The organism is Kitasatospora sp. NPDC036755, assembly GCF_040636595.1.
GTDB lineage: Bacteria > Actinomycetota > Actinomycetes > Streptomycetales > Streptomycetaceae > Kitasatospora.
Window position 1 is genome coordinate 1 of sequence record NZ_JBEZUT010000234.1, and the last position, 13,797, is coordinate 13,797.

At 74.0% G+C, this 13,797-nt stretch carries 11 protein-coding genes and 1 tRNA gene; 7 read left to right on the forward strand and 5 right to left on the reverse strand.

Annotated features, from left to right (window positions below; all coding sequences use genetic code 11):
• From AB0E96_RS28660 to mscL, 4 genes are all read left to right on the forward strand, one after another.
• The coding region (locus AB0E96_RS28660) for a TrkA C-terminal domain-containing protein (protein WP_359828527.1) at positions 1–397 on the forward strand (397 nt) is incomplete at its 5' end.
• Positions 398–795: 398 nt separating this feature from the next.
• The gene (locus AB0E96_RS28665; RefSeq protein ID WP_359828541.1) at positions 796–2,100 is read left to right on the forward strand and encodes an MFS transporter; all 1,305 of its coding nucleotides are present in this window, start codon (positions 796–798) and stop codon (positions 2,098–2,100) included.
• Between the two features lie 126 nt (positions 2,101–2,226).
• A complete protein-coding gene (locus tag AB0E96_RS28670; RefSeq protein WP_359828528.1) occupies positions 2,227–2,535 on the forward strand; it encodes an FmdB family zinc ribbon protein in 309 nt (102 codons plus the stop codon).
• A 639-nt stretch (positions 2,536–3,174) separates the two neighbouring features.
• Positions 3,175–3,594 (forward strand): large conductance mechanosensitive channel protein MscL, encoded by a 420-nt coding sequence (gene mscL, locus AB0E96_RS28675; RefSeq protein WP_359828530.1) that lies wholly within the window; start codon positions 3,175–3,177, stop codon positions 3,592–3,594.
• Between the two features lie 38 nt (positions 3,595–3,632).
• Here mscL and AB0E96_RS28680 read toward each other — a convergent pair whose 3' ends face one another.
• Together AB0E96_RS28680 and AB0E96_RS28685 are read right to left on the reverse strand one after the other, a co-directional pair.
• On the reverse strand, positions 3,633–3,875 hold the full coding sequence (locus tag AB0E96_RS28680; RefSeq protein ID WP_359828531.1) for a hypothetical protein: 243 nt from the start codon (positions 3,873–3,875) through the stop codon (positions 3,633–3,635).
• A 122-nt stretch (positions 3,876–3,997) separates the two neighbouring features.
• On the reverse strand, positions 3,998–4,972 hold the full coding sequence (locus AB0E96_RS28685; protein WP_359828532.1) for a sigma-70 family RNA polymerase sigma factor: 975 nt from the start codon (positions 4,970–4,972) through the stop codon (positions 3,998–4,000).
• A gap of 422 nt (positions 4,973–5,394) precedes the next feature.
• On the opposite strand from AB0E96_RS28685, the gene AB0E96_RS28690 reads away from it, so the two are divergent.
• Together AB0E96_RS28690 and AB0E96_RS28695 are read left to right on the forward strand one after the other, a co-directional pair.
• Entirely contained in the window at positions 5,395–6,228 is an 834-nt protein-coding gene (locus AB0E96_RS28690) for a phosphatase PAP2 family protein (protein WP_359828533.1), read from the forward strand.
• Positions 6,229–6,281: 53 nt separating this feature from the next.
• Positions 6,282–7,172 carry a carbon-nitrogen hydrolase family protein gene (locus AB0E96_RS28695; protein ID WP_359828534.1) on the forward strand — a complete coding sequence of 297 codons (891 nt, stop codon included), beginning with the start codon at positions 6,282–6,284 and terminating at the stop codon, positions 7,170–7,172.
• Positions 7,173–7,267: 95 nt separating this feature from the next.
• Here the strand turns inward: AB0E96_RS28695 and AB0E96_RS28700 are convergent, their stop codons facing one another.
• The 3 genes from AB0E96_RS28700 to AB0E96_RS28710 all read right to left on the reverse strand — a co-directional run bounded on the left by AB0E96_RS28700 (position 7,268) and on the right by AB0E96_RS28710 (position 11,959).
• Positions 7,268–9,745 carry an ABC transporter permease gene (locus AB0E96_RS28700; protein ID WP_359828535.1) on the reverse strand — a complete coding sequence of 826 codons (2,478 nt, stop codon included), beginning with the start codon at positions 9,743–9,745 and terminating at the stop codon, positions 7,268–7,270.
• 248 nt (positions 9,746–9,993) lie between these two features.
• A complete protein-coding gene (locus AB0E96_RS28705; RefSeq protein WP_359828537.1) occupies positions 9,994–11,667 on the reverse strand; it encodes a PKD domain-containing protein in 1,674 nt (557 codons plus the stop codon).
• 219 nt (positions 11,668–11,886) lie between these two features.
• Positions 11,887–11,959: transfer RNA gene (locus AB0E96_RS28710), tRNA-Arg, on the reverse strand.
• Positions 11,960–12,124: 165 nt separating this feature from the next.
• Here AB0E96_RS28710 and AB0E96_RS28715 point away from each other — a divergent pair.
• Positions 12,125–13,663: a glycosyltransferase family 39 protein gene (locus AB0E96_RS28715; protein ID WP_359828539.1), complete on the forward strand. Its 1,539-nt coding sequence runs from the start codon at positions 12,125–12,127 to the stop codon at positions 13,661–13,663.
• The last annotated feature ends 134 nt before the right edge of the window (positions 13,664–13,797 follow it).

Below are 13,797 nucleotides of genomic sequence, written 5' to 3' on the forward strand. Positions count from 1 at the left end.
CGTCTTCATCCTGGTCGTCGTCTTCACCCTGCTCCAGGGGCCGACCCTCCCGTGGGTCGCCAAGCGGTTGAAGATCGACGAGGGCGACATGGGCCAGGACCTGGGCATCGAGTCCGCCCCGCTGGAGAAGCTGCACGGACACCTGCTGTCGGTCGCGCTCTCCCCCGCCTCCAGGATGTCGGGCGTCGAGATCAGCGAACTGCGGCTGCCCAAGGGGGCGGCCGTCACCCTGGTCGTGCGCGAGGGGAACTCCTTCGTGCCGGACAAGGCGACGGTGCTGCGCGGCGGGGACGAGCTGCTGGTGGTGACGACGGACGAGGTCGGCGAGGCGGCGGAGCGGCGGCTGCGGGCCGTGGACAAGGGCGGCAAGCTCGCGGGGTGGCTCAACGGGCGGTGAGCCCGGGCCCCGGCCGGTCCTCCCCTGCCCTGCGGGCCGGGGAGGGCTCCGGTCCGGCCGTGGGGGCTGGCGCCGTCTACGCGCGTAACTGTATGATGGTTCGACCACGCCGTATGACCACAGCTAGACCACCCCCAGCATCTGCCTGACGCAGAGTTGGCGCGACCGCTCGGCGGCCGCGGTCCGGCCCCCGGCCACCAGGCCGGACCGACCCGGTATCTACCCCGGTCGACGCGCGAGAGGACGACTCTCGGCGCCGTCGGGGCTCCACCGTGCCCTGCCGCGCTACCAGGCAGCAGGAAGGACCGACCGTGACGGCGCGCCGAACGGTCGACACCGCCGCGGACCCCGCGGCCACCCCCGCAGCTCCGGCCCCCGCCCGCGTCGGGTACGGCGAGCTGCTGCGCACGCCCGGGGCCTGGACGTTCCTGGCCCCCGCCCTGGTCGCACGACTGCCGTACGCGATGCTCAGCATGGGCATCCTGCTGCTCGTCACCCAGACCCACGGCTCGTACGGCACCGCTGGTACGGTCACCGCGGTCGCCGCCGTCGCCCAGGCCCTGATCGGGCCGCAGACCGGGCGGCTCGCGGACCGCTACGGCCAGTCCGCGGTGCTCGTGCCGACCGTCCTGGTGCACGCGGCCTCGGTCGGCGCGCTGACCGCGCTCGCACTCGGCCACGCCCCCGCCTGGAGCCTGTTCCTGGCCGCCGTCCCGGCCGGGGCGAGCGTGCCGCAGGTCGGCGCGATGGTCCGGGCCCGGTGGGTCGCCAGGTTCACCGCGGACGGCCCCTCCGACGCCTCCGCGGCCCGGGTGAGCACCGCCTTCGCCTTCGAGTCCGTGACGGACGAGTTCACCTTCGTGATCGGCCCGATCCTGGCCTCCGGCATCGCCGCCCTCGCCAACCCGGCCACCGCCCTGGTCGCCGAGGCCTCGCTGACCCTCGTCGGCGGCCTGGCCTTCGCCGCGCAGCGGGGCACCGCCCCCGCCCGGATCGTCCCGGAACCCGGCGTCAAGCGCGCCTCGGCGCTTGCCTCCCCCGGCGTCCGGCTGCTCGCCGGCGCCTTCCTCGGGGTCGGCGCGGTGTTCGGCGGCATGCAGGTCTCGGTGAACGCCTTCGCCGACTCGGTCGGGCGGCACGACGCCGGCGGCACCGTGTACGGGATCTTCGCCGGCGGCTCGATGCTGGCCGGCGTGCTGTACGGCGTGATCGCCTGGCGGCGGCCGGTGCAGCAGCGGATGCTCATCAGCTACGCGCTGCTGGTGCTGGGCTGCTCGGTGCTGTGGGCGATGCCCGACCTGGTCGCGCTGACCGCCGCCGGGCTGGTCTGCGGACTGGCCATCGCACCGACCCTGATCAGCGGCTACACCCTGGTCGAGACGCTGGTCGCGGACGGCGCCAAGACGGAGGCCTTCACCTGGCTGACCGGCGCGATCGGGCTGGGGCTGGCGGTCGGCTCGATGGCCGCGGGCCGGCTGATCGACGGGCACGGGCCCTCGACCGGCTTCCTCGTGCCGGTGGCCGGGGCCGGGCTGGGACTGGTGGCGCTGGTCTCGCTGCGGCACCTGCTGGTGGCGCCGGGGAGCGCCGGGGCGGGCGCCGCTTCCGCGGGCGGTCCGGGTGCCGACTCGGGCACCGACGCGGGTGCCGGCTCCTCGGGACGCGGCGGCGCCGGACGGCTGGTGGGCGCGGCCAAGGGCTGAGCGGCGCGGCGGTCCGAGGGCCGGTCCGGCCCATCTCACACCCGAGTCGCTGGACTGATCCCGCGGAATGCCGCATCATTGACCATCGTTAGCACTCATCACGCGAGAGTGCCAGGAGGAAGACAAGTGCCCACGTACCAGTACCAGTGCACCGAGTGCGGCAACGGCCTGGAGGCGGTGCAGAAGTTCACCGACGAGGCGCTGACCACGTGCCCCGACTGCCAGGGACGGCTCCGCAAGGTCTTCTCGGCCGTGGGCGTCGTGTTCAAGGGCTCCGGCTTCTACCGGACCGACAGCCGTTCGTCCTCCAGCAGCTCGGTGGGCGCCGGGTCCTCGTCGACCCCCTCGACGTCGACCAGCACATCCACGACCTCCTCGACGTCGTCGAGCTCCGGCTCCTCGACCTCGTCCAGCCCGGCTCCGGCCGCGAGCTGATCTCGGCGCCGGGCACCGGCCCGGACGGCCCGTAGACCTGGGAGAGGCCCGTCGGCCCCGCATCCACGCGGGGGCGGCGGGCCTTTCCGCGCGTCCGGGGCGGGTGCGGCGTGCGCGGAACGCCCGTTTCGGGGGCAGCGAGCGCGGATTCAGGGGCGTCCCGTCAACCTGGGCAGTCCCGGTTCACCGGCGCGAGTGTACGAAGTTGTCCACAGGGGCGGGGTTTTCCACAGCCCTGGGGAAAGGGCTTCCGGAGTCCGGCGTAAACGCCCATCGTGTGGGCATCCGGTCCGCGAGGGGCCGGCCCGCCGACAGTCCGGAGGTGCGCCGATGACGGCCACGAGCTTCTCCCTTCCCCTGCCCCTGCCCGCGCCCGCCGTACCGCCCCGGCAGGAGCTGCCGAGCTTCCCGCCGATCCGGCGCGGGTGCGGCGGGTGGCACCGCTGGCGCAGTGCGGTGCGACGGCGGGCCGGGGTGCCCCTCCTGGTGCTGCTCGCGGTGGCGGCCGCACTGGCGCTGGGGCCCTCGCGGGCGGGTCTGCCGCCGCCCCAGGACGGCGCGTTGGGCCGGACGGGTTGTCAGTCCGGAGCTCCGGAAGATCACCCGTAACCGGAAGGCGACTTCGTCGTTCGAGGCGGCATGAAAGGCTTCAAGGAATTCCTGCTGCGCGGAAATGTCGTCGAACTCGCCGTGGCCGTGGTCATCGGCGCGGCCTTCACCACCATCGTCAACGCCTTCGTCAAAGGCGTGATCAATCCGATCGTCGGCGTATTCGGGACGAAGGACCTCGCGTCCTACAGTTCCTGCCTCAAGGGGCCCTGCGAGGTCGGCCCGACCGGTGAGGTCACGTCCGGAATCCTCATCCTGTGGGGATCGGTGCTCAGCGCCGCGCTCCAGTTCCTGATCACCGCGGCGGTCGTCTACTTCGCCCTGATCGTGCCCATGAACAGGATGGCGGCCCACCGCAAGACCGCCGCCGAGAAGGCGGCGGAGGCCGAGGCCAAGGAGGTCCAACTGCTGACCGAGATCCGCGACGCGCTGGTCACGCCGCTGCGCTGACCGGTGGGCGCCGCTCGTCCCCGTCCCTGCCCCGTCTCTCAGCCCCCGTGGTGCGGCGGGCGCTGACTCAGGTACCAGTCCAGCCCCCGCCCACCGCTCTCCCCCGCCCCGGGGCGTCCGCCCCAGCCGGCGTCGGTGTCGTCACCGGACTGCTGGTCCAGCGGATCCCGGAAGACCAGCCGGGCCTTGGCGTCCGCCGCGGCCTTCCGGGGCTCCGCCGCCCGGTCCGGCTCCTGCGCCCGGGCCCTCTCCCGGCCCTCTTCCTGTCCCTGCTCGCTCACGCCGTCCACTCCGTCCGCTCGTTTCCTTCCAGCCTAAGAGGCCCGTGGCACGCCTCGGGCCCTGGCGCGGAGCGCTCCGCATCAGGGCCCGGGTGAGGGCTCGGCCGGAGCCGACCCGTCCGTCAGGCGGCTTCGAAGCCCGCGTGGTCCGCGATCTTCTTCAGCTCCGCCAGCGCGTGCTTCTCGATCTGGCGGATCCGCTCACGGGTGAGCCCGTGCTGCTTGCCCACCTCGGTGAGGGTGCGCTCGCGGCCGTCCTCCATCCCGTAGCGGGAGCGGATGATCGAGGCGGTGCGGTCGTCCAACCGCCCGATCAGGCCGTCCAGTTCCTCGCGACGGAGCATGACCATCACGGCGTCCTCGGGGGACGTGGCCCCGGTGTCCTCGACGAGGTCGCCGAACTGGGTCTCGCCCTCGTCGTCGACCGACATGTTGAGGCTGACCGGGTCGCGCGCCCAGTCCAGCACGTCCTTGATCCGGGCCTCGGTGGTGTCCAGCTCGGCCGCGATCTCGGCCGGCTCCGCCTCGCGGCCCAACTCCTTGGACTTCTCCCGCTGCACGCGCCGGATCCGCCCCAGCTCCTCCACCAGGTGCACGGGGAGCCGGATGGTGCGGGACTGGTCGGCGATGGACCGGGTGATCGCCTGCCGGATCCACCACGTCGCGTACGTGGAGAACTTGAAGCCCTTGGCGTAGTCGAACTTCTCGACGGCACGCACCAGGCCCGCGTTGCCCTCCTGGATGAGGTCGAGCAGCGGCAGGCCGCTGCGCGGGTAGCGGCGGGCGACGGCGACCACGAGCCGGAGGTTGGAGCGGATGAAGACGTCCTTGGCGCGTTCGGCGTCGGCGGCTATCGCCTCCAACTCCTCCCGCGTGACGCCGGCGGGGAGCCCGCCCTCCTCCTCCAGCAGGTGCTGGGCGTACACGCCGGCCTCGATCCGCAGCGAGAGCTCGACCTCCTCGGCGGCATCGAGCAGGGGTGTCCTGGCGATCTCGTCGAGGTACATGCCGACCAGGTCGCGGTCGGCCTCGAGGTTGGTCGGGCGGGCCGCGCGACTCCGGTCGGCCCTGTCGCGAACGACGGCACGGGTGGCCATGCTTGCTCCCTTTGCTGGTGTTGCCGAGGTCTGCCTGCCTGCCTGGTGAGGGCAAGAAGTGCGGGCCCCTGGGGGCTCACACGTAACGATCCAACGAACAGATTCCGGACAACATTCCCAAGTCACTCAGATTCTTCCCGGCGATGCAGTATCCTGCCGGTTTTCACCCTGGTTCTGGACACTGGGTGACCGATCGGGCACTTTCCGCGCCACCGGGTGACCGTTCCGGGAGCGTTTTCTTCACTCCACCCACACGCGGCCACCTGCTACCCCGTTGAACCCGCGAACGGCCGTCGGCGTTCCCCGCGCGCCCGCGCTCCGCCCGCACACACCCGGGCGCACGCAGATCCTCCGCACAAACGATGCCGAATCGCTATCACTCCGGCCCTTGCCGGGCACAGGACACTGGGAAGGTGTCAGCCATGCACCTGACCAACAGCACGACCAACCTCACTGCGCGTAACCGCAGTCTCCTTCGGGACGCCGCGCTCGCGCTGGGCTGTGCCGCGCTGTTCAGCCTGCTGGCGGTCCTGGTCACCGGCCACTGGCGCCCGCTGGCCCGCTTCGACCAGGAGTGGATCGGCGAACTGCACACCTACGCCCGGGGGCACCGGATGTGGACCGCCTCGGTCCAGACGCTCTCGGACATCGGCGGCACCACCACGATGCGCCTGCTGCTCGGCATCGCCGCCGGGTGGCTCTGGTTGATCGGCGCCCGGGTGCTGGCCGGCTGGGTGGCCGCCCAGACCCTGGTCGGCTGGGGCGCCCAGTGGGCTCTGAAACTGGCCTTCGGCCGCAGCCGCCCCTCCTTCACGGATCCCGTCTCGCACGCCGGCGGCCCCGCCTTCCCCTCCGGGCACGCCATGGCCTCGGCGATCACCTGCGCCGTCCTGGTCGGCCTGCTCTGGTACCGGGTGCACCGGCGCGGCCGGACCGCCGCCTGCGTGGTGGCGGCGGCGACGGTGCTGACCATCGGCTGGACCCGGGTCGCACTCGGCGTGCACTGGCCCAGCGACGTCCTGGCCGGCTGGCTGGCCGCCGGGATCGTGCTGGGTGCCGTGACCGCGGTGATCCAGCTCTGGCGACCCGGCGCACTCGCCCGGGACGTACGGCGGGTCAACTGGCGCACCAGGCCCCGGGTGCAGCGGGTCGTCGTATCGGCCGGACGGTCCTCGCGCACCACCGCCCCGCACGACGACGAGGCCCCGGCCGACCGGGCCGACCGAGCCGACCGGCCGGACGGGAGCGTCCGTTGACGGCGGGAACGCCCGTTGACGCTCCGTCATCGGGAGCGCATAGGGTGACGGCCGTGTCCGATACCCTCGCCCCCGGTTCCCCCGCCGCGTCCGTACCGGCCCCCGGTTACCCCGAGCGCCCGCTGCGGATCGCCACCGTCCAGGCCCGAGCCGTGGCCGGCGACATCCCGGCCAACGCCGAACAGGCCGCCGGACTGATCCGCGAGGCCGCCCGGGGCGGGGCCCGGCTGGTGCTGTTCGCGGAGAAGTTCCTCTCCGGCTACGAGCCCGAGCTGATCAGCTCCGACCCCGTCACGTACGCGGTCCGGCCCGGCGATCCACGCCTGGCGCCGATAGCCGAGGCCTGCCGCGGGACCGGCACCGCCGCGATCGTCGGCGCCGCCGTGCACGACGGACCCGACCTGCGCATCTCCGCCCTCGTCTTCGGCCCGGACGGCGGCTTCGTCACCCGCTACGACAAGCAGCACCTGTTCAGGACCGAGCGCGACTACTACCGGCCCGGCACGGCCGGCTGCACCCTGGAACTGGACGGCTGGCGACTCGGCCTCGGGATCTGCTACGACTCCGGCTTCCCCGAGCACGCCCGGGCCGCCGCGCTCGACGGCTGCCACGCCTACCTGGTCGGCGCGCTGTTCTCCAAGGGCAACGGCCACCACGAGTCCCGCACCTGGTTCCCGGCCCGCGCGCTCGACAACACCCTCTACACGGTGCTCGCCAACCACATCGGCCGGACCGGCAGTTGGGACACCTGCGGCGGCAGCGCGGTCTGGGGCCCGGACGGGCGGCTGATCGCCGAGGCGAGCGAGGACCGGCGGGAACTCGTCGTCCACGACCTCGACCCGGCCGTCCTGCGCGCCACCCGTGAGTCCGAGACCCTCCTCGCCGACCTCGCCCGCACCGCCGACAGCCCGCCCACGCCGCGGGCCCGGTTCACCCTGGGCTGAGCCCCGGCTCCGGCCGGAGCCGCCCCCGCCCCGGGCCGGATCAGCAGCCCCGTCCTCGGCCCCCGGCCCGGTGCGGCCCGCCGAGGGCGGTCCCGTCAGGAGGCCCGCATCGCGGCCACCGCCGTCATCCGGCCGACCCGGCGGGCCGGGAGCACCGCGGCGGCGAGGCCGACCAGGACGGTCAGGGCCAGGGCGGCCAGGATCGGCAGGAGCGGCGGGGTACCGACGGTGCCCAGTGTCGAGGTGATCGAGCGGGCGGCCGTCCAGCCGTAGGCGACGCCCAGCACGGTCCCGACCAGGGCGCCGGCCAGGGAGAGCAGCAGTGCCTCCAGGGTGAGCATCCGGCGCAGTTGCTCACGCGACATCCCGATCGCGCGCAGCATGCCGATCTCGCGGGAGCGTTCGCTGATGCTGAGCATCAGGGTGGCCGCGACGCCGAGGCCGGCGATGGCGACGGAGAAGGACAGCAGGGCCATGCTGACGGTCTTCAGGCGGTCGAGCAGGACGCGCAGGGTGTCGGCCTGGGCGGCCGTGTCGGTGACGGTCAGTTGCGGGTGGTCGGCGAGGGCGCGGTCCAGGGCGCGTCGGGCGGTGGGGCGGTCGCCGCCCGCGGCCGGGCTGATCCAGGCCGTGGTGACGGCTGCGCCGGGGGCGAGGCGGTCCAGGGTCGCGGGCGTCACCAGCAGGGTGGCATCGGTCTGCAGGGTGAACGGCAGGCTGCTGCGGCCGGGTTGGAGCCGCAGCTCGACGTCGCCGGCCCGGCGCGTCCCGGTGTCGCCGAGCCCGCTCAGCGCGCCGCCCTCGGTGAGCGCGCGGGCCCGGTCCACGTCGTCGGTCGAGGAGTTGAGCCGGGTGGGGTCGACGGCGGCGACCACGGTGGGCCGGCCGTCGAGGTCGACGGTGGCCGACCGGACCGGGGTGACGGTCAGTCCGGGCTCGGCGCCCAGGGCCCCGAGCGCCCCGGCGGGCAGGGCGCCGCCGCCGGTGACGGTCGCCGAGAAGACACCGGGCTGCCGCGCGGACACCACGGGCACCAGGGAGCGCGAGGTGAGGTCCAGCGCGGTGACCGCACCGACCATCACGGTCACGCCGAGCAGCAGGGCCGAGCCGGTGGCACCGGTGCGGCCCGGGTTGAGCCGCAGCTGCTGGGTGGCGAGCCGCCCGGCCGTACCGCCGAGCCTGCGGGCGGGCCGGCCGAGCAGGCCGACGACCGCGGGGAGCACCCGGTGGGAGAGCCGCAGGACTCCGAAGAAGTTGGCGATCGCCCCGACGGTGACGGCGAGCAGCGACAGCGGCGGCGGGGTCACCGCCCCGGCCACCAGCAGCGCCGTGCCCGCGAGCAGCAGCCCGGTGGTCCACACCGCGGCCCGCGCCCGGGCGGCCCCGTCGGCCGGAGCGGCGGCGCCGCCGAGCGCGGCGATCGGCGGTACGGCCGCGGCGGCCTTCGCCGGGCCGCGGACGGCCAGCAGGGTCAGCAGCACCCCGAACAGTCCGGCCAGCAGGCAGGTCAGCGGGGAAGGCATCAGCGACAGGTGCACCGGTCCGAGGTCGAGCCCGCCGATCACGGCGGTGCCGAGCGCGCCGAGGCCGACGCCCAGCAGCACGCCCGCCGCCGAGGCGCCCACCCCGAGCAGCAGCCCCTGGCGGCGGATCAGCCGGCGCAGCTGCTGCCGGTCGGCGCCCACGCAGCGCAGCAGGGCGAGTTGGCGGGTCCGCTGGGCGAGCACGACCGTGAAGGTGTTGCCGACCACCATCCGCGCCACCGCGAGCGCGATCAGGACGAAGGAGAGCGCGGCGATCAGCACCACGCCGTACATGGTGCTGCTCTGCCGGGTCGCCTCGGCGACCGAGGCCTCGTGGGTGTGCACCTGGGCGCCGGTGCCGAGAGCGGCGCGCAGGGCGTCGACGGTCCCGGTCCGGGAGGCGTCGGGGGTGACCCTGACGTCGATCCGGTCGGTGGTGACGCCGGTCGCGTAGTCGGCGACCGCACTTGCCGGGACGCCGATGATCGGGACTCCGGCGAGGCTCGGTGCGCCCCGCTCGTCCAGGGTGCCCACCAGCCGGGCGGTGGCGGCGCTTCCGTCGGCCCGGGTCAGGTGGACCTCGGCGCCCACGGCGGCGTCCAGCCGGTGCACCGTCCCGGTGTCGAGCAGCACCTCGCCGGGGCCGGCGGGCCAGCGGCCGTCCTTGAGCAGCTGCCAGCGCAGCGCCGGGTCCTCGGCGACGGCGCTGACCGCGGCGGTGCGATCGAGCGGCCGTCCGTCGGCGGCCAGCACGGTGCCCTTGCCGGTCAGTCGCGGGGCCGCCGAGGCGACTCCCGCGGTCTGCCGGATCCGCTCCGCGGCGGCCGGGTCCAGTCCGCCGGCTCCGCCGGCCGTGGCCTTCGCGGTCACCTGGATGTCGGCGGGCCCGACCTCGGCCGCCGCGGTCTGGCTGTAGGAGTCCACCAGCGCGCCGCTGCCGCTGACGGAGGCGATCAGGAAGGCCACCCCCAGCGCGATCGCGGCACCGCTCAGGAGCAGTTGGCGCAGTTGGCCGCGCAGCTCGGCCACGGTGTATCGGTACGTCGTCATGGTTCCCCGGCTCGTCCGCCCTGGCCGGTAACGGTGCTCCGGCAGGGGTCTCGTCGAGCCTAGGAGCGGGGTGGCCGCGGGCCATCGGCACGAGGTCTGTTTCATGATCACACCGTGGACGGACGGTCGTGCTCCACCGCCTCCTCCTGGAGGGGTACGCCGCCCCTGACGCCGGTCGCCCCGGGTAGGCCGACGGCCGCCCGCCCCGGGGAGGGACGGACGGCCGGCTCGACGGTCCTGGTGCGGCGTCAGCTCGTCTCGTACCGGCCGAACACGTCGATGATCAGGTTGGTCGGCGACCAGCTCCGGTTCCAGACGTCGATCGTGTCGGTGTTCCTGAGGCTCGCCTGCACGAGGTTCGACACGGTGGCGCCCTTCTCCCAGTTCAGGACCGAGGAGTCCGGCGGCGTCGGCCGGACGGCCTTGCCGGAGCTGTAGTCGACCGCCCGGTTCGGGTCCGGGGCGACCGAGAGGTGCCCGCCGCCCTGGGTGTTGGTCACCGTCACGTTCATGACGACGGAGTCGAACGAGCCGAAGATCTGCGGAACGTAGTGCCGGTAGTAGTTCTGCCCGGTGACGCCTCCGGTGCCCCAGGTCCGGTCGTCGAGCTCCCGCGTGGGCTCGGTCGGCATGTAGGCGGCCCTGCCGTCGGCGCTGTAGTAGCCGGTGACGTCGACGATCACGTCCGCGCCGGACCAGGAGCCGTTGCGGACGGTCACCTTGCCGTCCGGGCCGACCGGCACGATCACCGCGTTGGCCACCGTCTGCCCGGGCTCGAAGTTCAGGTTCGACGTGCCCGGCACCCGCCCGCCGCTCGGCGAGACCGTCAGGTGGCCCGAGCCCTGCGGGTTCGTCACCGTGACGTTCAGCGCCACGGCCGCCACGCCCCGGGCGGGGAGCCCGCCCTCGCCCGCGACCTGGAGGTCGAAGGTGCTCTGGCCGGCGGCCGGCCCCTGCGCGGTGCCCCTGCCCTCGCGGGTGTCGGCGATCCGGGCGGGCTTCATCGAGGTGTACCCGTTGGCCGCGGTCCTGCTGAAGTAGCCCGTCACGTCGGCGATCAGGTCCAGCGTGCCGTCGCTGCGGTTGGCCAGTTCGACGCACCCGTCCGCGCCGACCGGCACGATCGCCAGCGTCGGCACCGTCCGCCCCACCGTGAAGTTCACGTTCGAGGTCGTCGGCTGCTTCGTGCCGGACGCGTACGCGATGACGTGCCCGTCCGCCACCGCGTTCGTCGCGGTGAGGTTCAGTGCCACCGCCGTCACCCCGGCCGGGATGCCGCCGTTGCCGGCCACCTTCACCTTGGTGGTGCCGAACGCGGCGACCGCGCCGGCGGCCGGGGCCCCGGTGCCGTCCCGGGTGTCCAGCAGCCGGGTCGGCGCGTACGGGGTGAACTCGGAGCCGTCCACGACCACGTCGAAGGTGGTGGTGTCGGTCAGCTTGCCGACCGGCTCGGTCGCCGTGACCGTGACCGTGTGGGCACCCGCCTTGGCGAACGTGTGCTTGAGGTACACGTTCTCCCCGGGCATGCCGAACTCCAGGCCCTCGGGGGTCCCGTCGCCCCAGTCGACCGTGTAGTTGATGACGGCGTACTTCAGGTCGGTGGAGACTCCGGCCGCCATCCCCATGCCGTGCGCGTTGGAGGTGGACGAGCCCGTGAACACCCGGAAGTACGGTGCGGCGGCCGCGGCCTTCGGCGCGGTCTCGGCCTCGGTCCTGGCCTCGGCCCCGGCGGCGGCGTCCTTCGCGGACTGCTCGGTGGCGGCCTCGACGGCCGCCTCCTGCTGCTCGGTCGTCCCCTTCGCGGCCCCGGCGGCCGGGGCGGTGGCGTCCGCGGCCCGGCCCGGGCCGGTGGACGGAGCGGCCGCCTGCGCCGTGGCGGGTACGAAGCCGACGACTGCCGCGACGACGGCGGCGGAGATCATGAAGCGGTGACGGTGCACCGGCCCCCCAGTACTTGAACGAGTTCAAAAAGCCTGGGCCAGAGCCTACCCGAGCAAAGGTTCGGACCCGATGGAATATTCGGCCGCCTCCCGACGGGAGGAGGACGGGAGGACCGGACCGGACCGGCCGGACCGGGCCGGGAAGCGGCACAGGCCCCCCGCCCGGCGCGGGCGGAGGACCTGTGACCTGCGTGTTCGCTGTGCCCCAGACAGGAATCGAACCTGCGACACCGGCTTTAGGAGAGCCGTGCTCTATCCCCTGAGCTACTGAGGCACGGCCTGAGTGCTACCAGGCCGTTCACAGCGTACCGGATCCGGGCTGGGGCGAGGGGTGACGGCGGGGGTGCGGGCGGCCGATGGGGCGTCAGGGCGGGTCAAGTAGCCTGCCGGGCAGGGTGGGATCCGCCCGGGCCCCCGCGCTAAGGAGACGAAGGACCCGATGAAACCTGCTGTGCGCCCGGTGGGTCGGCTGTTGGGGCAGGTGTGGGTGTGGCCCGTGGTGGTCATGCTGGCCGTGGGCGGGTACCGGCTGGGCACACCGGACCTGTGGCGGGACGAGATGGCGACCTGGACGGTGGCCACCCGCTCGCTGGACGACATGCTGCGGCTGCTCCAGCACGTCGACGCCAGCAACGGCGCGTACTACCTGCTGATGCACGGCTGGACGGCGGTGTTCGGCGACTCGACGGTCTCGCTCCGAATACCCTCCGTGCTGGCGATGGCCGGGGCGGCGGCGTTCGTGTCGCTCACCGCGCGGAAGCTGTTCGACAACCGGGTGGCGGCGGTCACCGCCGGCCTGCTGCTCGCGGTGCCCCCGGAGATCTCCCGCTACGCCCAGGAGGCGCGCTCCTACGCGCTGGTGACCTGTGCGATCGCGGCGGCCTCGTACTTCCTGCTGCGGGCGCTGGAGCGGCCGGCCTGGCGGCGCTGGGCGCCGTACTGCGTGGCCATGGCGCTGGCCGGCGCCGGGCACCTGGTCTCCTTCAGCACGGTCGCCGGGCAGGTGGCGCTCCTGGCGCTGCACCTGTGGCGCACCCGCCCGGAGGCGGACCGGCGGCTGCTCTGGCAGTACCCGCTGGCGGTCGTGGTGGCGGCGCTTCCGGTGCTGCCGGTGGTGCTGCTGGGCAGCCGGCAGTCCGACCGGCAGCTGGGCTGGATACCGACGCCCTCCATGCGCGGCCTCGCCTACTTCGGCGAGCGCCTCTTCGGCTCGGACCTCGTGTTCTACTCCTTCGTCCCGCTGGCGCTGCTCGCGCTGGCACTGCCCGGCCGACGGCTCCGGGCCTGGCAGGCGCTGCTGCTCGCGGAGCTGCCGGTGGTGAGCGTCTGGCTGGTGTCCCGGCTGACCGACACCTCGTACTTCCTCGGGCGGTACCTGCTGTTCACGGTGCCCGCCTGGGCGGTGCTGGCCGGCGGCGGCGCCGGGGCGGTGTACGGCGCGGTGGCGGCCCTGGCCCGGCGGCGCGGCCGGGCGCCCCGCGCGGTCGTCGCAACGGCCGGGCTGCTGACGGTCGGGCTGCTCGCGGTGCCGGCCGTGGCGGCGCTGCCGAAGCAGTCCACCGTCCGGTACGTGGGCTCGCACAACGGCTCGGAGGAGCCGTTCAAGGCGGCGGCCCGGGAGATAGCGGCCGGCTACCGCTCCGGGGACGGGCTGGCGGCCCCGCTGGGCGACCAGTCCTGGGCGATGGCCTGGCCGGGTGTCAGCTACTACCTGCCCGCAGACGTCGCCCCCTTCCCGGTCTTCGTCGCGCAGAGCGCCGACGACGCCGAGGAGCTCTGGCCGACGCCCTGCGCGCAGCCGGTGGACTGCCTGGGCGGGGTGCCCCGGATCTGGCTGCTGGTCCTCGGCGACACCCAGGACCCGCTGGGCGCGATGCCGGGGGACCAGGCGGAGGCGCTCCGCGCCCAGTACGGCGACCCGGACCGGGTGACGCCGCTCGGCGGCCTCACCCTCGCCCTGCTCGACCGGGACGTGTAGGCGCCGGGGCAAGGAGAAGGGGAGCCGGTGCGTACCGGCTCCCCTTCTCCTTGCCTCCGTGCCTCGGCGGCTCAACGCCTCACAGCGTGCGCAGCAGCCGGGACTGGATCGACGGCGGGTTCAGATCGGACTGG

What these genes read in the sequence shown, in the direction of transcription:
- mscL (WP_359828530.1), top strand. Translation starts at nt 3,175, where the DNA reads ATGAAAGGCTTCAAGGAATTCCTGCTGCGCGGAAATGTCGTCGAACTC.
- AB0E96_RS28685 (WP_359828532.1), bottom strand. Translation starts at nt 4,972, where the DNA reads ATGGCCACCCGTGCCGTCGTTCGCGACAGGGCCGACCGGAGTCGCGCG.
- AB0E96_RS28690 (WP_359828533.1), top strand. Translation starts at nt 5,395, where the DNA reads ATGCACCTGACCAACAGCACGACCAACCTCACTGCGCGTAACCGCAGT.
- AB0E96_RS28700 (WP_359828535.1), bottom strand. Translation starts at nt 9,745, where the DNA reads ATGACGACGTACCGATACACCGTGGCCGAGCTGCGCGGCCAACTGCGC.
- AB0E96_RS28705 (WP_359828537.1), bottom strand. Translation starts at nt 11,667, where the DNA reads ATGATCTCCGCCGCCGTCGTCGCGGCAGTCGTCGGCTTCGTACCCGCC.
- AB0E96_RS28715 (WP_359828539.1), top strand. Translation starts at nt 12,125, where the DNA reads ATGAAACCTGCTGTGCGCCCGGTGGGTCGGCTGTTGGGGCAGGTGTGG.